The following is a 24,660-nucleotide window of genomic DNA, read 5'->3' as shown; positions in this document are numbered from 1 at the left end:
TGCTCACGCTCGACTCGGTCAAAACCGAGGCGCCGGGCAATGCCCGAGACATCAACTTCGATCCGCTGGTGCTGCCGGCTGGCATCGAGCCGTCCGACGATCCGCTGCTCAGCGCGCGATCGGCCGTCTACGCCGCGTCATACCGGCGCCGCACCGGCGAGACCGGAAGCCCACCCGCGGTGCAAGTCGACAAGGTCGTACTGTGACCGGGGCGCCCGAACCGGGCCGATTCACGGTGTTGAGCAGGGTGCTGCACTGGTTAACCGCCATCCTGGTGTTCTGCGCACTGTTCATCGGATTCGCGATGGTGAACTCGGTGGGCGACTATGCCACGCTGATCTTGATCCACTGGACGCTGGGCATCACCATCCTCGCGGTGGTGTTGGTGCGGGTGGTCAACCGATTTACCCATCACCCTCCGCCGTGGCCGCCGACAGTGGGGAGGCTGGAAGGCAAGATCGTGGTGCTATCCGAGCGATTGCTGTACACGCTGCTGCTGGCCCAGCCGGTGATCGGTTGGGCGATGGTTTCGGCTGGCGGGGAAGCGGTCGTGGTGTTCGATTCGCTTCGGCTCCCGCGCATTGCGCCGTTCGACGCGCAATTGTTTTGGGTGCTGCGGCAAGCTCATTCGGTCGTCGCATATACGTTGATGGCCGCGATCGCCGCGCACGTATCCGCGGTTCTGCTGCACACACTGACGTTGCGCGACCGGATGATCGAGAGGATGACATTCCGGTTTCGGCCGAAGGCCGACCGCAGCCGCCTAGGGTGAATCGGGGGTTGTCGATCGAAAGGTGGCGCATGGCTAAGCGGGTCGTGATTTGGGGTACCGGTTTCGTCGGCAGGATGGTGATCGCCGAAATCGTCAAACATCCGCTTTTCGAGTTGGTCGGCGTCGGCGTCAGCAATCCGAAGAAAGTCGGTCGCGATGTCGGCGAGATCTGCGGGCTGGCCGAACCGATCGGCATCACCGCTACCGACGATATCGATGCGCTGATCGCGCTCAAGCCCGATGCGCTGGTGCATTACGGCCCGACCGCGGCGCACGCCGACGACAACATCGCGCTGATCACGCGGTTCCTGCGGGCCGGGATCGACGTGTGCTCGACGTCGATGACGCCGTGGGTCTGGCCGACCATGCATCTGAATCCGCCGAACTGGATCCAGCCGATCACCGAGGCCTGCGAGTTGGGCGAGTCGTCGTGTTTCACCACCGGCATCGACCCGGGCTTCGCCAACGACCTGTTCCCGATGACGCTGATGGGGGTGTGCTCAGAGGTCCGCACAGTGCGGGCGTCCGAGCTGCTGGACTACACCAATTACGAGGGCGACTACGAGAACGAGATGGGCATCGGACGCGAGCCCGAATTCCGCCCCATCCTGGAAAACCGCGATGTGCTGATTTTCGCGTGGGGCGCCACGGTGCCGATGATCGCGCACGCCGCCGGCATCATGCTCGACGAGATCACCACCACCTGGGACAAGTGGGTGACGCCCAACGAGCGCAAGACAGCCAAGGGCATCATTCCGCCTGGGCACGTTGCCGCGGTCCGGTTCACCATCAACGGGGTCTACAAGGGCCAGACCCGCATCCAGCTCGAGCACGTCAACCGCATCGGCCTGGACGCCGCCCCGGACTGGCCGGCCGGCACCAAAGACGACGTCTACCGGGTGGACATCGAGGGCACGCCGAGCATCTCCCAGGAGACCGCATTCCGGTTCACCGACGGCTCGGGACGCGACGCAGCCGCCGCCGGATGTCTGGCCACCGGGATGCGTGCGCTCAACGCGGTGCCGGCCGTCAACGAACTCTCGCCGGGCTGGGTCACTCCGCTGGATCTGCCGCTGATCGCGGGGGTTGGTTCAATCCGATGAGGGCCGAGCCGATGGCGGTGCCTGCGCGGCAGAATCCCAACGGCCTATAAATTAGACGACATGGCTGACGTAGGACGGTCGGCGTTAGGCCTCTCGGTGGGGGCCACTAACTTGGCTGCGGTGACCGCTGAGCGGGCGGTGACCCGCAGGCCGGTCTTGACCCTGTATCGGCAGCGCCCACCCGAAGTCGGTGTGCCGTCAGAGAATCCGATGCTCAACGAGCCGGGGCTGGTGATCACCGACTTCATCGAGCGGGTGGGCGACCCGGACGGCATCGTCGCGGCGGACGGAACGACGCACCGCAGCGAGACGCTGGTCGCCGACGCGCTGCGTGCGCTGTCCTACACCACAACAGACGGACGACCGCTGCCGGATGCGGTCGCGGTGACCCATCCTGCGCATTGGGGACTGGCGGCTGTCGAGGCGCTGCGCCTCGCGTTGAGCCGGGTGTCCGAATGGTCGGATGGGCGTTTGACGCTGCTACCGGACTCCGTGGCAGCGCTGATCGCATTGCAGGCCAACCCCGGAATCCCGCACCCCGGAATCGTCGCCGTATGCGATTTCGGAGGCACCGGAACCACCCTTGCCCTGGTCGATGCCGCCAACGGCTACCAGGAAGTCGCTCCCGCCGTGCGGCATGGTGAGTTCTCCGGCGATCTGATCGACCAGGCGCTGCTGACCCACGTCGTCACCGATCTGTCGTCGGCTGGTTCATTCGACGCGGCGGCGACCTCGGCGATCGGTTCACTGGCTGGATTGCGGAGCGCCTGCCGCGGCGCCAAAGAACAACTCTCGTCGACCATCGCGACCACGCTGACCGCCGATGTGCCGGGATATCGTGGCGACATCCGGGTCACCCGGGCCGAACTCGACGATGCGATCCGTCAGCCGTTGGACGGCTTCATGGCAGTCGTTCATGAAACGTTGCAGCGCAACGGAATTCGAGCAGAGGATCTGGTGGCGATCGCCTCGGTGGGCGGGGGTGCCAGCATCCCGACACTCACGACGACCCTGTCGGAACAGCTGGGCGCGCCGATCATCACGGCACCGCGGCCGCATCTGACGGCCGCTATCGGTGCGGCATTGCGGGCAGAACGCGGCCCAGCCGTCGGCGAGACAGCGTTGGCCCCAACGGCGGCGGGATCGGTCGCCGATGCCACGACGGTGTCGGATCTTGCGGTGGAACCACGCTCCGCACCGGTGCTGGCCTGGTCGGAGGCCGACGATGACTCCGGCATTATGCCGATCCGCCCCGGGGAATACCCGGAAGAGGGCGGCAGCGCCGGGCTGACGGCCGCGCCGCCGCAGGTTTTTGATCGTGGCGCCCAACCGGCCGTGGCTGGCGCGGTTGCCGACGCCTGGTATCGCCGGCCGGCAGTGGTGATGGTCGGCACCGCGCTTATGGTGCTCGCCGTCGGCGCCGTGGTCATGATCACCCTGCGTCACACGTCCGGCAGCGCGCCGACCACACCGGCGCCCAGTGTGAGCACTGCGCCTGCGCCGTCTGGATCGGACACAACGAACACTCAGGCGCCGGCGACCAGTACGCCGTCATCGACCCAGTCGGACACCGGGACACCTTCGTCGACAACCACCGAGGCGCCGACGACAACGACGACCACCAGCGAAGCTCCCACGACAACCAGCAGCTCAGCGCCGCCGACGACCACCCAAGCGCCCACCACAACACAGGGGCCAGAGCGGCGGCCGTTCCGAGATTTCCCCCGCGGTCCGCGGTTCTTCCCGCAACCGGAACCTGGCTACCGATAAGCGACGATCAGGCGTTCTGTTGTTCGCCTTGTTGCTTGTCCTTCTCTTTTTCTTGCTGCTTGTCCTTGCCGAACTTCGGGTTTCCCTCGTCGTCAAGCCACTCGTTGATCGCGACGCCGGTGATGGTCCCATCGGTACCGGGTAACACTGCCGTCGGCCGATCGTCGTCATAGGCTTGCTGCATCTTGCGGACTTTTTCCTTACCTTCCTCGCTGAGCTCGGGCGTTTCGGAGGAGGTCTCCTGCTCGTTGTCGGTGTTTTCGTTGCGGATTTGGTCGTTATCGTCTGCGCTCATTAAAACCTTTCCGTCCTGCCGAAACTTTCAGCCTGCCGACGGCGCTATCGTCGACGACTACCCGCTGTGGATTAGTCCAAACTGCAGCGCGCGGGAGTCAGTTCGGTTTCGGGTAGCTGACCCCGGTTAATTGCTCGGAGATCTCCCACAGTTGCCGGCAGTCGGCATCGTTCCGAGCGCGCGCCGGCACCTTCGCCGCTTTCACGCCGCCGCCGGCCGCCTCGTAGATGCCGCGGGGCCCGTAGAACGTGCTGCCTTCGGCCTGCGGGGACGTTGCCGCGTGCAGCGCGGGAAGAATCCCTTCGTCGATTTCCTGCCATAGGAACGGTGTCAGGCGCCAGGACAGTTTGTAGAGCTGCTCCATTGTCGATGGTTTCGACCGGCCGTGCGACGGGCCACTGATCTGCAAGTTGGTCTTGGTCAAGCCGGGGTGCGCGGCAGTGGACAGGATGCCCCAGCCGGCCTCGCGGCTGCGGTGGTCCAACTCGCGGGCGAACATCAGCACCGCCAGTTTCGATTGCCCATATGCCTGCATCGGCGCATACGACTTCTCGAATTGCAGATCGTCGAAGTGGATGCGGCCGCTTTGGCGCGCGGCCAAGCTGCTCAGCGAGACCACCCTCGCGTGGCCCGCGGCGCGCAGCAGCGGCAGCAGATGCGCTGTGAGTGCGAAATGTCCGAGATGGTTACTGCCGAACTGTAATTCGAATCCGTCGGTGGTGGTGTCGCGTTTCGGCGGAGTCATCACCCCGGCGTTGTTGATCAGGATGTCAATCGGGCGACCTTCGGCGTTGAGTTGTTCGCCCAACGCGGCGACACCGGCCAGAGACGACAGGTCGAGGGGTTTGATGGTCAGCTTCGCGTCCGGAACAGTCGCACGGATCTCGTCGATCGCGGCCTCACCCTTGGCGCGGTTGCGGATCGCCATGACAACGTCGGCGCCGGCCGCCGACAGCCGACGGGCCAAGCCGAATCCCAGCCCGCTGTTGGATCCGGTAACGACAGCCAGCTTCCCGGACAGGTCGGGCACGGTGGCGACGAGATTGGTGGCCATGGGTATTACTCCTCAATCGATGCGAGCCTGTTTCGCTGGCAGCTCTGCGCTCACAGTGTCACACTCCGTGAATGACAAGCAGAGGGCTCGCAAAGATTTCGCTGGCACTTGCCATCGTGCTGTTGGTGGGATCGATCATCGGCTTCGTTCTCACCCTGACGCTCAACGCATTCGTCCTGGACAAGTTCAACGCGTACGGCGAGGTGCCCATCCCGGGTTCGGGCACCGTGCATCTTCCCGCCGGGGAAGCCACCATCAGCTTTCATACCGTTACCGTCGGCAACGTGTCCGGAGGCGGGCTGCCGGTGCCGGACCTCGAGGTAGGCTTCGACCCGCCGGCGGGTGTTGCACAGCCACAACTGACTGAAAACTATGGTGTCACAACGTCAGTCAATAACGACGTTCACATCCGGGTGTGGGTGATGCAGGTTCCCGCCGAGGGTGACTACACAGTCACCGCCAAAGGACAGGTCAATGGATTCATCAACCCCCAACTGGCGTTCGGTCACGGCGGTACCAGCTCATCCGGCTCGTTGGTGTGGATATTCGTCGGTCTCTTCGTGTTAGGCCTGATCGGCACAATAGCGGCACCGATCTGGCTGGCTCGCACCCGAACCTCAACCTTGCCGGCGTGGCAACCGATGGGCGAGCCGTTGTCACCGGTGGCGACCCCGACGCCCGCGCACCTACCCGCCGACGAGGCGGTCAAAATCGAACAGCTCAAAACCCTAGCGGGCCTGCGGGATTCCGGAGCCTTGACTGAAGCGGAGTTCGAGACCGAGAAACGCAGAATTCTCGACGGCCGCTAGTGGCCCCGGGTCACCCATTCGTCGTAGTGGACGATCTCGTCGCCGATGCTGGTGGTATCGCCATGGCCGGTGTAGACGACGGTGTCGGCGGGAAGCTTTCCTAGGCGGCCCGAGATCGATTGCAGGATGGTCGGGAAGTCTGAAAATGAGCGCCCGGTGGCACCGGGTCCGCCGGAGAACAGTGTGTCCCCGCTGAACACCGCGCCCAGGTCCGGCGCATACCAGCACACCGAGCCCGGGGAGTGCCCTGGAGTGTGCAGCGCCCGCAGCTCGGTGCCGCCGACATTCAGCGTGTCCCCGTCGGAAACCGCGCGAAAGTCTCTGTCCGGGTGGGTCATCCGCCACAGCACGTCATCGCCGGGATGGAGCAGTACCGGCGCGTCGAGCGTATCGCCGAGTTCGGGGGCCACGGTCACATGGTCGTTGTGACCGTGTGTGCAAACCACCGCCACCACATTTCGGCCACCGACGGCCGCCACGATCGGTGCCGCCGTGTGCGCGGCGTCGAACACCACGACGTCGGAATCGTCGCCGACCACCCAGATGTTGTTGTCGACTTCCCAACTGCCACCATCGAGTTCGAAGGTGCCGTGGGTGACAACACGCTCGATGGCCTCAATCACAGCATCACCACCGAGCGCAGCACCTTGCCGTCGTGCATTTTGCGGAACGCCTCCTCGATATCGCCGAGGCCGATGCGCTCCGAGACGAACTTCTCCAGCGGCAACCGGCCCTGCAGATAGAGGTCGATCAGGGTGGGGAAGTCGCGTTCGGGTAGGCAGTCGCCGTACCAGGACGACTTCAATGCGCCGCCATGCGAGAAGAAGTCGACCAGCGGCATGTCGATGCGCATATCCGGTGTCGGAACACCCACTAGCACAACGGTTCCCGCAAGATCGCGGGCATAGAAGGCCTGCTCCCAAGTTTCTGGTCGGCCGACGGCGTCGATGACCACATTGGCGCCGAACCCGTCGGTGAGGTCCTGGATGGTCTTGACGACATCGAATTCGCAAGCGTTGACGGTGTGGGTGGCGCCGAACTTGCGGGCCCACTCGAGTTTGGTGTTGTCGGTGTCGACGGCGATGATCCGCTTGGCGCCGACCAGCGCCGCCCCGGCGATCGCCGCGTCGCCGACGCCGCCGCAACCGATCACCGCGACCGTGTCATCACGCGTCACCGCACCGGTGTTGATGGCCGCACCCAAACCGGCCATCACCCCGCAGCCCAGCAGGCCGGCCACGGCCGGGTCGGCCTCGGGATCGACCTTGGTGCACTGCCCGGCAGCGACCAGAGTTTTGTCGGCGAACGCCCCGATCCCGAGCGCCGGCGTCAGCTCGGTGCCGTCGGTGAGTGTCATTTTCTGCTCGGCGTTGAAAGTGTCGAAGCACAGGTTGGGTCGGCCACGTTTGCAGGCGCGGCACTGGCCGCACACCGCACGCCAGTTCAGGATCACGAAGTCGCCCGGCTCAACCGCCGTCACGCCCGGTCCCACCGCTTCGACGGTGCCCGCGGCCTCGTGGCCAAGCAGGAAGGGGTATTCGTCGTTGATCCCGCCCTCGCGGTAGGTCAGGTCGGTGTGGCACACGCCGCAGGCGGTTACGTTGACTACCACCTCACCGAGTCCGGGATCGGGGACGACGATGTCGACCAGCTCGACCGGCTTGCCCTTCGTTCGTGAAACCACGCCGCGCACCAAGTGACTCATGCTGACCAACCTAGTGCTTGGTCGATAGGCTCCCTGCGAGATGGTCGCACTGGATGAACTCGACGACTGGCCGGTTGCCGCCGCGGCCGCTGCAGTGGTTGGGCCGTCGGGCGTGCTGGCCAGCCACGGTGACACCCAACGGCAATTCGCCCTGGCGTCGGTGACCAAGCTTTTGGTGGCGCGGGCGGTGCAGGTCGCCGTCGAAGAAGGGGCCATCGAACTCGATACCGCGGCGGGGCCGCCCGGATCGACGGTTCGGCATCTGCTGGCCCACGCCTCGGGGTTGGCGATGGAATCTCATGACACCTTGGCCTGGCCTGGCACTCGTCGGGTGTATTCCAACTACGGTTTCACGGTGCTTGCCGAGACGGTGCAACAGGCATCCGGCATCGAGTTCGGCCGTTACCTGACCGAGGCGGTGTTCGAACCGCTGGGGATGGCCGCCACCCGACTGGACGGCGGCACGCAGGCTGCCGGGTTCGGGGCGACCTCGACGGTCGCGGACCTGGCGGTCTTCGCCGGTGACCTGCTATGTCCGACGACGGTGTCGGCGCAGATGCACGCCGACGCGATCACCGTGCAGTTTCCCGGACTCGACGGCGTTTTGCCTGGCTACGGGGTGCAGCGACCCAACGATTGGGGGCTGGGCTTCGAGATCAGGGACTCCAAATCCCCGCACTGGACCGGTTCGCACAACTCGCCGGGCAGCTACGGCCATTTCGGCCAAACAGGCACCTTGATCTGGGCAGATCCAGAGGCGAAGCTCGCGCTGGTAGTGCTCACCGACCGCGATTTCGGCGACTGGGCGCTGCCGGCGTGGCCGGCGCTGTCGGACAGCGTGTTGGCCGCCTACAACTCGGACTAGCGCAACATGGGCCTCACGAGGCACAATAGACACGCAAGGCACATAATTTTCGGTAGATCATGCTCGTCGGGTTCACCAGGTCGTTGGGGAAGACGTCCCTCGTGGAGCCGAAGGAGCAGCAGATGCGCGCGTCGAACCAGTTCGCCGATGTGACGACCGGCGTGGTGTATGTCCACGCCTCGCCCGCCGCGGTGTGTCCGCATGTCGAGTGGGCGTTGTCGTCGACGCTGACCGCCACACCCAACCTGAAGTGGACCCCGCAACCGGCGGTGCCCGGACAGTTGCGTGCGGTGACCAATTGGGTGGGTCCGGTGGGCACCGGCGCCCGGTTGGCCAATGCCTTGCGTTCCTGGTCGGTGCTGCGGTTTGAAGTCACCGAGGATCCCAGTCCCGGCGTCGACGGGCAGCGGTTCAGCCACACACCCCAGCTGGGACTGTGGAGCGGAGCGATGAGCGCCAACGGCGACGTGATGATCGGCGAGATGCGGCTGCGAGCGATGATGGCCGACGGCGCCGACGCGCTGGCCGCCCAGTTGGATTCGGCGCTGGGTACGGCTTGGGATGAGGCGTTGGAGGCGTATCGCGACGGCGGTGACGGCGCCGAGGTCTCCTGGCTCAGCCGTGGAGTCGGTTAGGCCGCAAGATCCGCAGAGCGCCCGAGACCGCCGAGATCTCAGCGGGCAGAGCGCAGGCATACTCGCCGTCGGCATAGGCATTGATGCCCGGTGATTCCACGTCGACGGATGTCGCGCGCGCCGTTGTCACCTCAGCAAGACCGATATGGCTGCCTTTGTAGACGGTGGGGAACAGGCGAATCAGCCGGGTGCGCGACGCCGAGTGCACCATGGTGATGTCGAGCTGGCCGTCGGCAGGATCGGCGTTGGGGCAGATCAGCATTCCGCCGCCGTAGCTGCGGGTGTTGCCGAATGCAGCAAGGGTGAGGTCGGTGAGGATCTCGTCGCGTCCGTCGAGCATCAGCCGGAACGGCAGTAGCCTCAGCTGGGACAGCTCGGCGAGCATCGCCAGGTTGTAGCGCATCCGACCGCGCGGCCAAGGCATCCGGTTGGCCCGATCGGTTACCAGCGAGTCGAATCCTGCGGCCGCGACTGTGCCGAACCACTTGGTGACACCTTTGCGGTCGCGAATGCGGCCCAGGTCAACGGTTTCGGTCCAGCCGTCAGCGACAACGTCGGCGGCGGCAACCGGATCCTTTGACGGCAGCCCGAATTCGCGGGCATGATCGTTACCGGTGCCGGCGGGAATGATTCCCAGCGGAATATCCGTGCAGGCCAGAGCTTGCAGCGCATCGGAGATCACTCCATCGCCGCCGACGACCAACAGTGCATCGGTGCCCTTTTCGACCGCAGCATGCAGCAGCCGACGTGCGTGCTCGGCGTCGCTGCCGACGATTGCCACGACGTCGACGCCACGCTGCTGCAGCCGCTCGACCGCCTTTTCGGCGGCGTGCGGTGCGTTTCCGTGTCCCGATGCCGGATTGGTCAGCACAGTCACGCGACCGATTTCGCGGCGGGTCATACGGCGCCGCTCCTCGCCCCCGCAAGCGGGAGGTGCCCCCGCATCGCTTTATTGCTCTGCATCGTCGCGCCGCGTGATCACGGAATCAGCTTGCCGGGATTGAGAATTCCCGCAGGATCCAATGTCGATTTGACCGCCCGCAACACCTGGATGCCCAACTCGCCCACCTCGTCGCGCATCCAGGGCCGGTGATCGGCGCCGACCGCGTGATGATGGGTGATCGTCCCGCCGGTGGCCACGATCGCATCGCACGCAGCGGCCTTCGCGGTGCGCCATTGGTCAATCGGGTTCCCGCGTTGTCCGGCGACGACGGTGAAGTACAGCGAAGCACCGGTGGCGTACACATGCGAAATGTGGCACAACACCAGCGCCGGCGTACCGGATTCGGCCAGCGCGGCGGTGAGCGCATCGGTGACTGCGGCTTTCAGCGCGGGGATATTCGACCAATCGGTGGCGGTCTCGAGTGTCTCGCAGAGTGCACCGGCGGCCAGCAGCGAGTCACGTAGGTACGGGGCGCCGTACCGGCCATGCTCCCAGACCCGCGCCGGGGCTTCGCCCAGCGACGTGCCGCCGTGGTCGGCCATCAGCTGCCGGGTTTCGGCGTGCCGGCTATCGGCATGCGCCGCCGTGCCCTCGAACACGGTGATCGCCAAGCAGCCGCCGGTGATCTGAGTTTCGCCAATCGCCTCGGTGGTGGCCAGGTTGACGCCGGTCTCGGCTTCGTCGGAGAGTCTGATTACGGTCGGGCCGGCGCCGGTTTGGGTGACGGCGCGCAATGCGGCTGTCCCAGTGGCGAAGTCGGGAAACGACCACGCCTCATAGCGCGTGACGTCGGGCTTCGGATGCACCCGAACTCGCACCCGGGTGATGATGCCGAAGACGCCCTCCGACCCGATCAGCAGTTGCCGCAGATCCGGACCGGCCGCCGACTCTGGGGCCCGGCCCAGATCCAGCTCGCCTGCGGGCGTAATGACGTGCAAGCCGCGAACCATGTCGTCGAACCGGCCGTACCCGGCCGAATCCTGGCCCGACGATCGGGTCGCGGCAAAACCGCCCAGGCTGGCGAATTCAAAGCTCTGTGGAAAATGCCCAAGCGAAAATCCGTGCTCAGCGAGCAGTTGCTCGGCCCGCGGGCCGGTGACGCCGGCGCCGAACTCAGCCTCGCCGGACACCGCATCGAAACCGAGCAGTTGGTCGAAGCGCCGCAAGTCCAGCGACACGACAGCGCTGAACTCGCCGCGAATGGGATCGAGTCCACCGACCACGCTGGTGCCGCCGCCGAACGGGACGACGGCGATGCCATGCCGCGAGCAGTACCGCAGAATCGCGGCAACCTCGTCGTCAGTGCCGGGCAGCAACACCGCGTCGGGCGCTTCTTGTACGCCGGAGTCCCTGCGCCGCAATAGATCCAGGGTGGACTTGCCGCCGGCATGCAGCAGTCGGTCGCGGTCGCCGACTCGGCAATGGTCCGGCCCCACGATGGCGGCCATCGCTTCGCGGTGGACGTCCGCCAACGCCGACGGGCGCAGCTTCACCTGATCGGCGTCAAATTCGGCTGCAGGCGAGTCCGTCAGCCCCAGAGCCTGCTTCAACAGCGAGCTGATGCCCTCGGAGAGGGGTTTGGCATCCCGCGGGTCACCCCAGGCATTCCACTTCATCCGGGGCAGCAATTGGTCAGACATGCGTTACAGTATTACATATGCTGTCAATCAGTAATGCTCCGGTGGAGATCGGAGAGCGGATCCTGGCCGCCGCCGCGAGCTGCGTGATCGATTTCGGGGTCGAGCGCGTGACGCTGGCTGAGATTGCGCGACGAGCGGGCGTCAGCCGTCCGACCGTCTATCGCCGCTGGCCGGACACCCGCTCGGTGTTGGCGGCACTGCTGACCAGCCACATCACCGCCGCGTTGGATGACGTGCCGGTGCGCGGAAGCGGCCGTGCGGCCCTGGTCGACCGGGTGGTGGCGGTGGCCGAACACCTGCGACGCGACGAGCTGGTGATGGCGGTGCTGCGGTCGGAGCTGGCACTTGTCTATATCGCCCAGCGGCTTGGCCGCAGTCAGCAGATGCTGATCGACGCGCTCGCTGACAATCTGCGTGCGGCCCAACGCGACGGCAGCGTGCGCCCCGGCGACCCGCACCGGCTCGCGGCGATGGTGCTGCTGATTACCCAATCGACGATTCAGTCCGCCGAGATCGTTCGCCCGATCCTGGCCGCCGATGCGCTGGCCGCCGAACTCGCTTACTCGTTGAACGGATACCTGTCATGACCTCGACTGCCCTCAACGCAGCACGCCGCACCGCCGACCTGAATGCGCTGGCCGATGGCGAGCCGACTGATGTGGTCGTGATCGGCGGCGGTATCACCGGCACCGGCATCGCGCTGGACGCCGCGTCTAGAGGCCTGCGAGTGACGTTGGTGGAGAAGCACGATCTCGCGTTCGGCACCAGCCGGTGGAGCTCCAAGCTGGTGCACGGCGGGCTGCGCTACCTGGCAACCGGCAACATCGGCATCGCCAGGCGCAGTGCTGTCGAACGCGGAATCCTGATGACGCGCAACGCTCCTCACCTGGTTCGGGCTATGCCACAACTGGTCCCGCTGTTGCCGTCGATGGGACGAATGGAGCGGGCATTGGTGCGAGCCGGTTTCCTGGCCGGCGACGTATTGCGGAAGACGGCGGGCACGCCGGCGTCCATCCTGCCCGGTTCTCGCCGCATTCCCGCGCAGCGTGTCAGCGAGATGGCGCCGGCCGTTCGACGGGACGGACTCGACGGTGGCCTGCTCGCCTACGACGGGCAACTGATCGACGACGCCCGACTAGTTGCTGCCGTCGCGCGTACCGCCGCCCAACACGGGGCCCGAATCCTGACTTATACCGCCGCATCCGAGGCCAACGGGATGTCGCTGCGGTTGACCGACCAACGGAGCGGCGAGTCGTTCGACATGTCGGCACGCGTCGTCATCAACGCCACCGGGGTGTGGGCAGGCGAGATCGACCCGTCGCTGAAGCTACGCCCCAGCCGCGGCACCCACCTCGTCTTCGATGCCGCAGCCCTCGGCAATCCCACGGCGGCGCTGACGATTCCGATACCGGGTGAGCTCAACCGCTTCGTGTTCGCCATGCCCGAACAGCTGGGACGGGTCTACCTTGGACTGACGGACGAAGAAGCACCCGGGCCAATTCCTGATGTGCCACAGCCGACTTCGGCCGAGGTGAAGTTCTTGCTGGACGTCGTCAACACTGCGCTGGGTATCACGCTGGAAAGCGCCGATGTGATCGGTGCCTATGCCGGGCTGCGGCCGCTGATCGACACCGGAGCCGGGCGCAGCGCGGACGTGTCACGCAACCATGCCGTGGTCGAGTCACCCTCTGGGGTGATCAGCGTGGTCGGGGGCAAGCTGACCGAGTACCGGCATATGGCCCAGGACGTCCTGGACCGGGCAATCGAATTGCGTGGTCTGGACGCCGGCGAGTGCCGGACCCGAAACCTGCCATTGGTCGGCGCGCCGGCAAATCCGGGGTCAAGCGTGGCGCCGATGGCGGGCTTGCCGGAGTCGCTGGTCCTGCGTTATGGGGCCGAGGCGGCCAACGTCATCGCCGCCGCCAGGTGCGAGCGGCCGGCCGACCCGGTGGCCGACGGGATCGACGTGACCAGGGCGGAGTTCGAGTACGCGATCACCCATGAGGGTGCGCTGACCGCCGACGACATCGTGGATCGTCGCACCCGGATCGGCTTGGTCGCCGCCGACCGCGACCGAGTAATCGGCGTGGCCGAGGAGTTTTTGACGCGCTTCGACTGAGGCGCACGCGCTATCATTGAACGGAACTAATCCGTATCGGCTAGGGGACGGACCATGGAGCTGGAGAGCGGCCAGCCGGGGGTGACCCGGCGCCCGGCACGAAGCCAGGGACGCCTGGATCGGTCGCTGGACGCAGCCATCCTCGATGCGGCGCTGGCTGGTGTGGCCGCGCAGGGTTACGACCGGTTGAGCATGGACGACATCGCGTCCCGCGCCGGCGTGGGTAAGGCCGCGATATATCGTCGCTGGCCGTCGAAGGCCGTGGTGGTGGCCGATGCGATCGCTCACTGGAGACGGCGACTGGGACCCGTCGAGCCGCCGAACACCGGCAGCCTTCGCGGCGACATCGAGGCGCTGGTCGCAGCCGTACCTGACCTGAATGACGCTGAGCTGAGCACAATTCAGGTGATTGTCGGGGTGGCGACGGCAGCGATGCACAATCCCGTCCTGGCGGCCGCCTTGGACGACCTTGTGCTGTCCACTCCGCGGCACGTGGTGCGGGCGGTGCTGGACTATGCGGTGGCTCGCGGGGAGATACCGGCCGACCGCGATCTGAGTCTGATACCCGACGTCGCCTTGGGCCTCAACGTGCTGCGGGTGATGACGGGGCGGCCGATTGACCGGGTGTACGTCCGGCGGGTGCTCGAAGATGTGATTTTGCCGCTCACCGGCGCACCGATGCGTTAGCAGTTGCGTGTTGCAGCCGAAGCTGCCACATTGGTCTAGACGGAACTAGTTAGTTCCGCATAGAAAGGGGATCGCGATGAGCGTCACGCATGTCCCGGTATTGATCGTCGGCGCCGGCGCGGGCGGCCTGGCCACCTCGGCGCTGCTGGCTAAGCACGGCGTCCGTTCGCTGCTGGTCGAAAAGCGCGACGAGGTCTTCATCTACCCGAAAGCGCGCAACCTGAGTTTCCGCAGCCTGGAGGTCCTGCGCAGTCTGGGCCTCGCCGAAGAGGTCCACGCGATCGCCGAGGGAGTCTCGGACATGGTCGCCAAGCCGACGCTGAACAGCACGGAAGAATCGGAAGGGTTCGACGTTGACGCGATCTTCTCGCCCTTCAACGAGCTGAGCCCCGAGCCTGCCGGGCAATACTGCCCACAGAGCGCATTTGAGCCGATGCTGCTCGCGCACATCCGTCGGCAGCACAGCCAGGTGCAGTATGGGACCGAGTTGTGCTCGTTCGAACAAGATGACTCCGGCATCACCGCCTTAGTGCGAGAACGGGATTCGGGAGCAGCGGAGACAGTGCGCGCCGACTATCTCGTCGCCGCCGACGGCGTGCACAGCCCGATCCGCAATGCGCTTGGCGTGACGACCTCAGGCTTCGGGGCACTGCCAATCTATGTCGTGTTCATCTACTTTCGGGCGCCGTGGCGAAAGTTCGTCCCCAAGCTCGGCGACGGCGACGCCGTGCAAGTCAAGAACGCAGATGCGGACGGCATATTTTTGCCGGTGCGCGAGGACTTCGGCATTTTCATCACTACGTACTTCCCCGGCGACGGGGAGACCGCCGCTCAGTTCACTGCGCAGCGTTGCCGTGATGTATTGACGAAAGCGATCGGTGAGCCGATCGACGTGGAAATCATCGATGTCGCGCCCTGGCAGCCCTACGAGCAGGTGGCCGACCAATTCCAAAGTGGCCGAGTCTTTCTCGTCGGCGACTCGGCCCACACCATGCCGCCCTTCAAGGCTGGTGGAGCCAACACTGCTATTCAAAGTGCGCACAACCTGGCTTGGAAGCTGGCCGCCGTCTTGAACGGGATGGCCGACCCCGCTTTACTCGCCACCTACCACACCGAGCGACACCCGGTTGGACGCTTCAATGCGCGCCAGTCGCTCACTGGGCCGGCGGAAGCCTTCTTGCGGTTGGACGACAACCGTCCGCAATTGCCGGCGGACGAGGAGGCGCCGATGTTCGCTGTGCTCATCGGCTACCAATACGTCTCAGCAGCTGTCATCTTCGACGATTCCGCACCGGCCGATTCCCACGCCGTGTCACTGGTGGAGGAGCTGCGAGCACAACCCGGTACCCGGGTGCCCCATGCCTGGGTGCACCGCGCAGGTCGACGCATCTCGACGCTCGACTTAGTCGGACCCGGTTTCACGCTCTTCACCGGTGCATCCGGCGCGCCCTGGGCAAGTGCAGCCGATGCGGTATCCACCACGCTGAATGTCCCGATCAGCGTGCACAGCATCGGCACCGAAAGCGAGATATGCGACATCGAGGGTCGATGGGCAGAACTGACGGGTTTATCGCCCGATCAGGCGCTGCTAGTGCGTCCCGACGACTTCGTCGCCTGGCGCACCCGCGCGCTGCCAGGGTCGCCAGAAAATCGCCTCGGCCAGGTGCTGTGTCAGATTCTCGGTCGCGGGCAATGAGCGATCCGCCGAGGCGGGCCCAGCAGGTTGAAACGATTGCCTGCCTGGGCTCGAGCACCACCGCGTCGAGGGGAACCTACAGGTGGATCGACGAACTGGAGAAGCGGCCGCAAAACAGCCGGTTTCGGTTCATCAACCTCGGCGTGGGCGGGGATCTGTCGTTCAACACCGTCGGGGTTCTAGACCGAGTGATCACCTTGCGGCCGGAGCGGGTGATCGTCCTCATCGGCACGAACGACATCCTGGCGAGCGTCTTTCCGAATTTCCGGCGATTCGTACGGGTATCGAAGCGGCTCTCCGAAGAGCCGTCCCCAGCGGGGTTCGAGGAGAACCTCAACTTCATCGTGCACAAGCTGCAGCAGCGGGCCAACGCAAGGATCGGGGTGAGTTCCCTTGCCCCACTGGGAGAAGACCCCAATTCCCGCCATCCTGTGCAGGCGCGGCTCAACGAACTGATCGCCACCTATAACGGCGTCGTCCGCAACGTTGCGTCAACGGGGCGTACGGACTACATCCCGTTCTGGGAGTCTTTCGAGGACCAACTCGTACGTGCAGGGACGGCAAAAGCGTTTACGCACTTCTCGTTCGCATCCTTCTATCGCGATTACCTGTTCCGGGAAATGATCCTGCGCCAAAGCTTTGATCGGATCTCTCGGATCAACGGTTGGCAGTTCCACATCGACGGCATTCATCTCAACACCAAGGGCGGACGGATCCTCACGGAGGCCGTTCAGCGGTTCTTGGACTCCTAAGAATCTGCAGGCACTGGATTCAGCGTCTGCATCGCAGCGCTGCGTCATCTTCTGAAAGCTGCTCGGGATGACTGTTGACTAAAACCGTATTCTAGTCATAAGGTGACTGGCGTGGTGGTGGAACGCGCCCGCGGCGATCGGCGAGAACGGGCCGATCGGATTCTTGATACCGCCCGCGAGTTGCTGCTGTCGTGGGGCTATCGCCGGGTGACCATCGATGAATTGGCCCGTCGCGCCGGTGTCGGTAAAGGCACGATCTATCTGCACTGGCGTTCTCGCGAGGAAGTGTTCCATGCGGTCAGCGCCCGCGAGGCGGCGGCGATGGCGGACGCGATTGTTGACGCGGTCCGCAATGATCCTGCTGAGGTCGCGCTGCATCGCTACCTGCGGCGGCTGTTCGTCGAGGCGATGAACCGTCCGGTGCTGCGGGCGCTCTACACGCGCGACGCCGATACCCTGGGCACTTTTCTTGCCGCGGCGCATCATCATCGCCTGGAGGAAAGCAAGCTTGGTGTCAACCGCGACTATCTCGGTGTGCTCGCCGCGGAGGCCATGCTGCGGCCCGACCTGCATTTGATAGATCTCGACTACACCCTGCCCACCATCGTCTTCGGTTTCTTTGCGGCAGAACCGTTTCACCCCCCGTCGATCACGTTGACCTTGGAGCAGAAGGCGGATCAGCTCGCCGACACTGTGCGGCGGGCCTTCGAGCCAACTGATGCGCCGACCGGCGAGGCGGTGAAACGCGCCGCGGCGAAAGCTCTTCCGATCCTCGAACGACTCGTCCGAGACCACCGGGCGGCAACCTACGGAGGCGAGCAGGATGACTGGGCTGGCAACTGATTTCACTCGCCTGCGGGGGCGGTATGGGGTGGACGGGGACTACCGGTTGATTCCGGCGCCGGTCGTGTTGGTCGGCTATCTGCTGTCGTGCCTTGCCGCAGCGGTTTTGGCTGGCCGGTGGCTGGCGACCGGACGAACGCTGTCGGGACTCGTGGCCGCCGTCGTTGCTGTCATGCTGATCGCCGCCGGGGTCAGCGTCTGGCGGTTCAGCCGGCGAGGAAAGTTCGAGGTATGGGCACGCCTGCTGACCGGAATTGATCTGCGGGGCGATGAACGGGTGCTCGACCTCGGCTGCGGACGCGGCGCGGTGTTGTTGACCGCGGCCAAGTTGGTGCCGCGCGGAAAGGCTGTGGGAGTAGATATTTGGCGGGCCGACCAGACCGGCAACTCCATGCGGGCGACGTGGGCGAATGCCGATGCCGAGGGTGTAGCCGATCGGGTCGAACTGCACACTCGGGACATGACCGATCTTGGGTTTCCCGACGAGTCCTTCGATCTGGTCGTGAGCAACCTCGCGATCCACAATCTGCCGAGCAACGACGCGCGGCGGTCAGCGATTGACGAGGCCGTGCGGGTGCTGCGCCCGGGCGGCCACGCCGTAGTCGCTGACCTCGGTTTTACCCGTCGTTATGCCACCTGGCTTCGGCACCGCGGCATGGCAGACGTCAGGCGACAAGACCTTGGCTGGCGCGCCTGGTGGGGACTACCGTTTTTCCGCACCCATGCCGTCACCGCGACCAAGCCCGGGTGAGTCAAATGGCGAGCACATCGTCGGTATCCCGAGTGGTGGCATTGGAAGAAGCGTTTCTTCATCCACGGGTATGGGACTTGTTTCCCGAACCGCTGCAACGGAAATACCAGCCCGTCCGGGCCCGTCTCAGCGACGTCGGAGCCGACCGCATCCGCCTCATGGACGCCGCCGGGATCGACGTGCAGGTGCTCTCACACGTCCAGCCCGGTGTCCAAGTGCTCGCCGATGAGCAGGCCGAGTTGGCGGTCGCGGTCAGCCGCGAAGTCAACGACTGGTTGGCAGCTGCGGTCGCCGCGCACCCGGCCCGGTTCGCCGGCTTTGCCATGCTGCCGACCCAGTCGCCGGCTGACGCCGCCGACGAACTGGAGCGCGCCGTTCGTGATCTCGGCTTCAAAGGCGCGCTGATCAACGGACACACCAACGGGCGTTATCTCGACGACCCGTCATTCGATGTGCTGCTCGGCCGGGCCGAATCTTTGGGCGTTCCGATCTACATTCATCCCACTGACCCGCCGCCGGAGGTGGTGGATCGCTACTACGCGCCTTTCGATCCGGCGCTGGTGCCTACCTGGGGCTGGCCGGTGGAAACCGGAACGCATCTGCTCAGGTTGATCTGCGCCGGGGTGTTCGATCGTCATCCGAATTTGAAGGTCATCGTCGGGCACATGGGGGAGCTGCTTCCGTTTTGCTTCACCCGGCTCAACGTCGGACTGACGATGGCCGGGTGGTTGCTGGGCGCCGAATCAGACAGCAAAGAGGTGCCACAATCGCCGATGCGCAACAGCGTCGGCTACTACTTGCGGCAAAATGTATTCATCACCAGCAGCGGGGTTTTCGACGTACCGGTGTTCGACTGTGCGCGGGCGATGCTGGGCCTGGACAACCTCATGTTTTCCGTCGACTATCCGTTCCAGGACAACTTCGCCGCGATGGAATTCCTGCAACAGTGCGAGCTTTCGCCCGAGGACAAGGAGCGGTTCGCGCACCGCACCGCGGAGAAGCTGCTGAAGCTTGACGATCAAAAGGGCGAGATCGGCATCTCGAGCGCCGCCCACGGCGATGCCTGGTACCGGCTGCGCAGCCGCGCCCAGTCGAAAATCGGCAGGGCATTGATTTCGGCCCTCATCAAGTAGCGCCTTACAGCGGAATGTTCTTGTGGCGCCCGCGCCGTGCCGGCGCCTGGGCCAACGCCTCGGTGAGCTTGCTGCGAGTGTGGGCGGGGTCGATCTTCTCGTCGACCACACCGATGTCGATCGCATTGTCCACACCGCCGGCGAGCCGCTCGTGCTCGGCGGCAAGCTCGTCGTGCAGTGCCTCGCGCTCGTCGTCCGGCGCGGCCGCCAGCTTCTTTTTGTGCAGAATCCCGACGGCTGCCTTGGCGCCCATCACCGCGACCTCGGCATCCGGCCATGCGAACACCTTGGTGGCGTTCAAAGAACGCGAGTTCATCGCAATATAGGCGCCGCCGTAGATCTTTCGGGTAACCAGGGTGACTCGCGGAACAGTGGCCTCGCCGAACGCGTGCAGCAGTTTCGCGCCGCGGCGCACCACGCCGCCCCATTCCTGGTCTACACCCGGCAGGTAGCCGGGAACGTCGACGATCACGACCAGCGGGATGCCGAACGCATCGCAAAGACGCACGAAACGCGCTGCCTTCTCGGCACTTTCCGAGTTGAGGCAACCGCCGAGCCGCAGCGGGTTGTTGGCCAGCACGCCGACCGTGCGGCCTGACAACCGGCCCAGACCGACCACCATTGACGGTGCCCACTTGGCCTGGAACTCGTCGAAGGGCGCGTCGTCATCGAGCAATGCGATGACGAGCGGGTGCACGTCGTAGGCGCGTCGCGGCGAAGCCGGCAACAACGCATGCAGGTCGGTCTCGTGCGCCTCGGCTTTGCTGCGGTCGAAATGCCCTTGCTGGCAGAACAATCCGACCAACCGGCGGCCACGCTCGTACGCGTCGGCCTCGTCGTCGGCGACGATGTGGCACACCCCGGACTTCTTGTGGTGAGTGTCCGGGCCGCCGAGCGAGGCCATGTCGACGTCTTCGCCGGTAACGCTGCGCACGACGTCGGGCCCGGTGACGAACACCCGGCTGTCCGGCGCCATCACGACGACGTCGGTCAGCGCCGGCCCGTAGGCCGCGCCCCCGGCGGCGAAACCGACCACCACTGAGATCTGCGGAATGTATCCGGACGCCCGGATCATCGCCTCGAACACCAGCCCGACCGCGTGCAGCGCGCGCACGCCCTCGGCCAGCCGTGCCCCGCCGGAGTGCCAGATGCCCACGATCGGGCTCTGCTCTTCGATGGCAGTGTCGTAGGCGTTGACGATGTGCGTGCAGCCTTCCAGACCCATGGCACCGCCCATCACGGTGCCATCGGTGCAGAAAGCGACTGTGCGCAAGCCGTTCACGCTTCCGGCGGCGGCCAACACACCGGAGCGGTCACGCTCGTGCAGCAGCTCTATGCTGCCGTCGTCGAAGAACCTGCTGAGGCGCAGCAGCGGATCGCGCGGGTCGAGCGACTCGTCAACCACATCTGGGGCCACGGTCGTCATCGCAGGTCTCCTGTTCCAATGATGGTTCGATCTAGTAGCGGCCAAACGTGATTGCCACGTTGTGCCCGCCGAATCCGAACGAATTATTGATGGCGTACTGGTAGTCGCCCGGCCGCGGCTTGCCCGCCACCACGTCGAGGTCGATCTCCGGGTCCAGGTTCACTAGGTTCAGGGTAGGCGGAACGACCTGGTCACGCAGTGCCAGCACGGTCAAGATCGATTCCACGGCGCCGACCGCGCCGACCGAGTGGCCCAGCGCGGACTTGGGTGCGTACACCGCCGCATCTCCGCCGTGCGCGCCGAGGGCGTTGTTGATGGCCTTGCCCTCGGCCAAGTCGCCGACCGAGGTGCCGGTGGCGTGGGCGTTGACGTGGCTGATGTCGGCCGGCGTGAGGCCGGCGAGTTGGATCGCCCGCGTCATCGCGTGCCCGGCCCGCTCGCCGTTGGGGTCCGGCGCCACCATGTGGAAGCCGTCCGAGGTGACGCTGGCCCCCATGATCCGGGCCAGGATGTTGGCGCCGCGGGCCTTGGCGTGCTCTTCGGTCTCGATGACCAAAAGCGCGGCGCCCTCGCCGAAGACGAAGCCCGTGCGGTCCTTGTCGAACGGGCGGCAGGCGCCAGCGGGGTCGTCGTTGTTGGTGGACAACACGATGCGCATCTGGGCGAAGCCCGCAATCGGCACCGCCTCGATCTTGGTCTCGACGCCACCACAGATCGCGATGTCCGCCTCGCCCAGCGCGATCTGCTGCCAGGCGCGGGCGATGCTCTCCGAGCCGGACGCGCACGCCGATACCGAGGTCATCACCCCGGCTTTGGCGTGCCGTTCCAACCCGACCGCGGCGGCCGCGCCATTGGGCATGTACATCTGTATGACCAGCGGAGAGACCGCCTTCAAACCACGTGCGCGCATGCCGTCGTAGGCGAAGATCAGCTCCTCACTGGAGCCCATCCCGGTGCCGATCGACACCATCAACCGCCCGGGATCCACCTCTGGCGACCCGGCGTTCTCCCACACCCGCCGGCCCAGCACCGTGGCCATCTTCTGCAGGTAGCCCATCCGGCGGTTCTCGACGCGGTCCAGCTGGCTGTCGAACTCCTCGAGCAGATGCCCACCGATGCGGACCGGCAGGTCGAACTCCTCGACGAACGGGTCGTGGAGCGTGCGGATCCCACTTTGCCCGTCCAGCAGCAACTTCCACGTGGTCTCCACGTCGGTCGCCAGGGCGGTCGTCATGGCAATGCCGGTGACGACGATATTGGGGAAACCGTTCCCGGTAGCCAACGTTGACGAACTGCTCATGGGTACTACGAACGTTCCTTTCCTACTTGTCCGGCTCCTCCTCGGGCCGCTCGCGGCCCGCATCGTCGCCGGACGTCCTACTTGTCGTGCTCAGTACCGCCCGAAGACCAGCGCGACGTTGTGTCCGCCAAAGCCGAACGAGTTGTTGATGGCGTACTGATAGTCGCCATAACGTGGCTAGCCCGCGACGACGTCGAGGTCGATCTCGGGATCAGGGGTGTGATAGTTCAGTGTCGGTGGTATGACGCCGTCTCGCAGTGTGAGCACCGTCAGCACCGATTCCAGGGAGCCCACCGCGCCGATGGAGTGACCCAGCGCCGACTTTGGCGCATAGACCGGGGCCTGCTCACAACCGGCCGCCCGCAGGGCATTGGCTTCTGCCGTGTCACCGATAGGTGTGGCGGTCGCGTGCGCGTTGACATGGTCGATGTCCTTGGCTGACAAGCCTGCCAGCTCCAGCCCGCGCGTCATCGCCCGTCCGGCACGCAAGCCGTCCGGTGCCGGCGCCACCATGTGGAAGGCATCCGACGTGATGCCGGCACCCATCAACCGGGCCAGCGGCTTGGCTCCGCGTGCTTTGGCGTGCTCCTCTGTCTCGATGAGCATCAGCGCACCCGCTTCGCCGAACACGAAGCCGTCACGGTCCTTGTCGAACGGACGGGACGCCCCTTCGGGGTCGTCGTTGCGGGTCGACATGGCCCGCATCATCGAGAACGCCGCGATGGGCAGGGCCTCAATGGGACCCTCGACACCGCCGCACACGGCGACATCGGCATCGCCCATGACGATTTGCCGCCACGCGTGGGCGATGGCCTCCGAGCCCGACGAACAAGCCGACACCGGGGTCATCACCCCGGCGCGGGCTCCGAGCTGCAGGCCCACGACCGCCGCGGCGCCGTTGGGCATGATCATCTGCACGGCCAGGGGCGACACCTTGCGGGGGCCGCCCTCGTTCATCAGGTCGTAGCTCTCCACGATCTTCTCGGCGCCGCCAAGACCGGTGCCGACCACGACGGCGAACCGGTCGGGGTTGACTTCGGGGCTACCTGCGGCCTCCCAGAGCTGACCGCTGAGCCACTTGGCCAGCCGCTGGACGTAGGACATGCGGCGCAAGTCCAGTCGACCCATGTGGTCGTCGACGGACTCCTTGAGGTGCCCACCGATCTTGACGGGCAGGTCCCACTTGGTCACGAACTCGTCTTCGAGCACGCGGATGCCGCTCTCCCCGGCCAGCAAACCCTTCCACGTGCTCTCGATGTCCGGCGCGATCGAGGTCGTCGCCGCGACGGCGGTTACCACAACGTTGGGGAAACCGCCGTTAGCAGTGGAAGGTCTGGTCACTGGTGGTCGGCTTCCATCCTGGCCTTGACGTTGGCGACGGCATCGGGGTTGTCGGTCTCGAGCTTCGCGCGCAGCGCCTGGGCGGCTTCGGGGTTCTCTTCCTCGAGCTTCTGGATGTAGCTGACGACGTCACCGACAGTGCGGAGCCCGGCCAGGTCCTCGTCGGGGATCTTGACGCCGTACTTGTCCTCGGTCTGCACCGCGATCTCAACCATCGACAGCGAGTCGATGTCGAGGTCGTCGACGAACGACTTCTCCGGGGTGATCTCCGAGGGCTCGATACCGGTGACCTCTTCGATGATCTCGGCGATACCGGCGATGATTTCTTCTTGACTGACAGACACGTTCAGTTCCCTTCGTAATATGTTGTGTAACTGCTAATTTGACGTGCGGTATGTGGTTGTAGGGGCGGACGGGTTTGGTGATCTGGCTTTGCGGCCAGGGTTTACAGCTCGGTCAAACCATCCAGGTCTGCGGGAGTCTTGACGGCACGCGTCGGTACCCCGCGAAGTTCACGCTTGGCGATGCCGCTCAGAGCGCCCGCAGGCGGGAACTCGACAATCGCTTTGACATCTCGCTGCCGCAAAGTCTCGCTGCACAAATCCCAGCGCACCGGGCGAGTCAACTGTGCGACAAGCTTCTCTATGGCGTCACTGGCCGACGATACCGGCTGGCCGTCGCGGTTGGACAACAGAACAGCGGTCGGTTCCGCGGTCGCGACGTTCTGCACCGCCGCGGCATAGCCGTCGAGGGCAGACGCCATGAATTCGGTGTGGAACGCTCCGGCGACGCCCAGCGCACGCACCCGGGCCTTGGCCGGCGGGTCTTCGGCGAGCTTGTCCAGCGCGCTCAGGCGGCCGGCGGCGACGATCTGACCGGCGGCGTTGCGGTTCGCGGGAACCAGGTCGAGTTGCTCCAGGCGGGCCAGCACCTCGGTCTCGTCACCACCGAGAACGGCGGACATACCAGTCGGCTCGTTGGCGCAGGCCTTGGCCATCTCCGCACCGCGGGTGGCGGCCAG

General features: G+C 65.4%; 24 protein-coding genes and 2 pseudogenes. 15 read left to right on the top strand and 11 right to left on the bottom strand.

Annotated features, from left to right (window positions below; all coding sequences use genetic code 11):
* The 4 genes and pseudogenes from WAN71_RS09240 to WAN71_RS09225 form a co-directional block, all read left to right on the top strand.
* Positions 1-206 (top strand): annotated as a pseudogene (locus tag WAN71_RS09240) (catalase); the annotation flags it as partial.
* On the top strand, positions 203-772 hold the full coding sequence (locus WAN71_RS09235) for a cytochrome b (RefSeq protein WP_422225040.1): 570 nt from the start codon (positions 203-205) through the stop codon (positions 770-772). The pseudogene WAN71_RS09240 and the gene WAN71_RS09235, both read left to right, overlap by 4 nt.
* 29 nt (positions 773-801) lie before the next feature.
* Positions 802-1,875, top strand: coding sequence for a dihydrodipicolinate reductase (locus tag WAN71_RS09230; RefSeq protein WP_422225039.1), 1,074 nt, complete (start codon positions 802-804; stop codon positions 1,873-1,875).
* Positions 1,876-1,935: 60 nt separating this feature from the next.
* Positions 1,936-3,645, top strand: a complete 1,710-nt coding sequence (locus tag WAN71_RS09225) for an Hsp70 family protein (RefSeq protein WP_422225038.1) — start codon at positions 1,936-1,938, stop codon at positions 3,643-3,645.
* A 7-nt stretch (positions 3,646-3,652) separates the two neighbouring features.
* Here the strand turns inward: WAN71_RS09225 and WAN71_RS09220 are convergent, their stop codons facing one another.
* A complete protein-coding gene (locus WAN71_RS09220) occupies positions 3,653-3,940 on the bottom strand; it encodes a hypothetical protein (RefSeq protein ID WP_422225037.1) in 288 nt (95 codons plus the stop codon).
* Positions 3,941-4,037: 97 nt separating this feature from the next.
* On the bottom strand, positions 4,038-4,994 hold the full coding sequence (locus tag WAN71_RS09215; protein ID WP_422225036.1) for an SDR family oxidoreductase: 957 nt from the start codon (positions 4,992-4,994) through the stop codon (positions 4,038-4,040).
* A gap of 71 nt (positions 4,995-5,065) precedes the next feature.
* On the opposite strand from WAN71_RS09215, the gene WAN71_RS09210 reads away from it, so the two are divergent.
* Positions 5,066-5,803, top strand: a complete 738-nt coding sequence (locus WAN71_RS09210; protein ID WP_422225035.1) for an SHOCT domain-containing protein — start codon at positions 5,066-5,068, stop codon at positions 5,801-5,803.
* Here the strand turns inward: WAN71_RS09210 and WAN71_RS09205 are convergent.
* Positions 5,800-6,423, bottom strand: coding sequence for an MBL fold metallo-hydrolase (locus tag WAN71_RS09205; protein WP_422225042.1), 624 nt, complete (start codon positions 6,421-6,423; stop codon positions 5,800-5,802). The two genes, WAN71_RS09210 and WAN71_RS09205, sit on opposite strands and share 4 nt — an antisense overlap.
* A complete protein-coding gene (locus WAN71_RS09200; protein ID WP_422225034.1) occupies positions 6,423-7,508 on the bottom strand; it encodes an S-(hydroxymethyl)mycothiol dehydrogenase in 1,086 nt (361 codons plus the stop codon). Before WAN71_RS09200 ends, WAN71_RS09205 begins: the two co-directional genes overlap by 1 nt.
* Before the next feature lie 40 nt (positions 7,509-7,548).
* On the opposite strand from WAN71_RS09200, the gene WAN71_RS09195 reads away from it, so the two are divergent.
* Together WAN71_RS09195 and WAN71_RS09190 are read left to right on the top strand one after the other, a co-directional pair.
* Positions 7,549-8,373, top strand: coding sequence for a serine hydrolase domain-containing protein (locus tag WAN71_RS09195; RefSeq protein ID WP_422225033.1), 825 nt, complete (start codon positions 7,549-7,551; stop codon positions 8,371-8,373).
* A 122-nt stretch (positions 8,374-8,495) separates the two neighbouring features.
* Entirely contained in the window at positions 8,496-9,008 is a 513-nt protein-coding gene (locus WAN71_RS09190) for a DUF3145 domain-containing protein (protein ID WP_422225032.1), read from the top strand.
* On the opposite strand, the gene WAN71_RS09185 is transcribed toward WAN71_RS09190, so the two are convergent.
* On the bottom strand, positions 8,989-9,909 hold the full coding sequence (locus WAN71_RS09185; protein WP_422225031.1) for a diacylglycerol kinase: 921 nt from the start codon (positions 9,907-9,909) through the stop codon (positions 8,989-8,991). The genes WAN71_RS09190 and WAN71_RS09185 overlap by 20 nt on opposite strands.
* A 77-nt stretch (positions 9,910-9,986) precedes the next feature.
* Complete coding sequence (locus WAN71_RS09180; RefSeq protein WP_422225041.1) at positions 9,987-11,567, bottom strand: FAD-binding oxidoreductase; 1,581 nt, start codon at positions 11,565-11,567, stop codon at positions 9,987-9,989.
* A gap of 41 nt (positions 11,568-11,608) precedes the next feature.
* Here WAN71_RS09180 and WAN71_RS09175 point away from each other — a divergent pair, with 41 nt between their 5' ends.
* The 8 genes from WAN71_RS09175 to WAN71_RS09140 all read left to right on the top strand — a co-directional run bounded on the left by WAN71_RS09175 (position 11,609) and on the right by WAN71_RS09140 (position 19,572).
* Positions 11,609-12,178, top strand: a complete 570-nt coding sequence (locus WAN71_RS09175; RefSeq protein ID WP_422225030.1) for a TetR/AcrR family transcriptional regulator — start codon at positions 11,609-11,611, stop codon at positions 12,176-12,178.
* Positions 12,175-13,710 (top strand): glycerol-3-phosphate dehydrogenase/oxidase, encoded by a 1,536-nt coding sequence (locus WAN71_RS09170; protein ID WP_422225029.1) that lies wholly within the window; start codon positions 12,175-12,177, stop codon positions 13,708-13,710. Before WAN71_RS09175 ends, WAN71_RS09170 begins: the two co-directional genes overlap by 4 nt.
* 54 nt (positions 13,711-13,764) lie before the next feature.
* Positions 13,765-14,397 (top strand): TetR/AcrR family transcriptional regulator, encoded by a 633-nt coding sequence (locus tag WAN71_RS09165; protein WP_422225028.1) that lies wholly within the window; start codon positions 13,765-13,767, stop codon positions 14,395-14,397.
* 76 nt (positions 14,398-14,473) lie between these two features.
* Positions 14,474-16,093 carry an FAD-dependent monooxygenase gene (locus WAN71_RS09160; RefSeq protein ID WP_422225027.1) on the top strand — a complete coding sequence of 540 codons (1,620 nt, stop codon included), beginning with the start codon at positions 14,474-14,476 and terminating at the stop codon, positions 16,091-16,093.
* Positions 16,090-16,845 (top strand): SGNH/GDSL hydrolase family protein, encoded by a 756-nt coding sequence (locus tag WAN71_RS09155; RefSeq protein WP_422225026.1) that lies wholly within the window; start codon positions 16,090-16,092, stop codon positions 16,843-16,845. The genes WAN71_RS09160 and WAN71_RS09155 overlap by 4 nt, the downstream gene beginning before the upstream one ends.
* 111 nt (positions 16,846-16,956) lie before the next feature.
* The gene (locus tag WAN71_RS09150) at positions 16,957-17,688 is read left to right on the top strand and encodes a TetR/AcrR family transcriptional regulator (RefSeq protein WP_422225025.1); all 732 of its coding nucleotides are present in this window, start codon (positions 16,957-16,959) and stop codon (positions 17,686-17,688) included.
* Positions 17,669-18,439 carry a class I SAM-dependent methyltransferase gene (locus WAN71_RS09145; RefSeq protein WP_422225024.1) on the top strand — a complete coding sequence of 257 codons (771 nt, stop codon included), beginning with the start codon at positions 17,669-17,671 and terminating at the stop codon, positions 18,437-18,439. The genes WAN71_RS09150 and WAN71_RS09145 overlap by 20 nt, the downstream gene beginning before the upstream one ends.
* Before the next feature lie 5 nt (positions 18,440-18,444).
* Positions 18,445-19,572 (top strand): amidohydrolase family protein, encoded by a 1,128-nt coding sequence (locus WAN71_RS09140; RefSeq protein WP_422225023.1) that lies wholly within the window; start codon positions 18,445-18,447, stop codon positions 19,570-19,572.
* Positions 19,573-19,576: 4 nt separating this feature from the next.
* Here the strand turns inward: WAN71_RS09140 and WAN71_RS09135 are convergent, their stop codons facing one another.
* From WAN71_RS09135 to WAN71_RS09115, 5 genes and pseudogenes are all read right to left on the bottom strand, one after another.
* Positions 19,577-20,998: an acyl-CoA carboxylase subunit beta gene (locus WAN71_RS09135; RefSeq protein ID WP_422225022.1), complete on the bottom strand. Its 1,422-nt coding sequence runs from the start codon at positions 20,996-20,998 to the stop codon at positions 19,577-19,579.
* A gap of 31 nt (positions 20,999-21,029) precedes the next feature.
* A complete protein-coding gene (gene kasB, locus WAN71_RS09130; protein ID WP_422225021.1) occupies positions 21,030-22,298 on the bottom strand; it encodes a 3-oxoacyl-ACP synthase KasB in 1,269 nt (422 codons plus the stop codon).
* A gap of 90 nt (positions 22,299-22,388) precedes the next feature.
* Positions 22,389-23,639, bottom strand: a pseudogene (kasA, locus tag WAN71_RS09125) (3-oxoacyl-ACP synthase KasA).
* On the bottom strand, positions 23,636-23,983 hold the full coding sequence (gene acpM, locus WAN71_RS09120) for a meromycolate extension acyl carrier protein AcpM (protein ID WP_422225020.1): 348 nt from the start codon (positions 23,981-23,983) through the stop codon (positions 23,636-23,638). The pseudogene kasA and the gene acpM overlap by 4 nt, the downstream one beginning before the upstream one ends.
* A 101-nt stretch (positions 23,984-24,084) precedes the next feature.
* Positions 24,085-24,660, bottom strand: a 576-nt coding sequence (locus tag WAN71_RS09115) for an ACP S-malonyltransferase (RefSeq protein ID WP_422225019.1), incomplete at its 5' end; no start/stop codon positions are given.

The sequence above is a fragment of the Mycobacterium sp. genome, from assembly GCF_049280035.1.
Classification (GTDB): domain Bacteria; phylum Actinomycetota; class Actinomycetes; order Mycobacteriales; family Mycobacteriaceae; genus Mycobacterium.
This window is presented reverse-complemented; position numbering and strand designations above follow the sequence as displayed.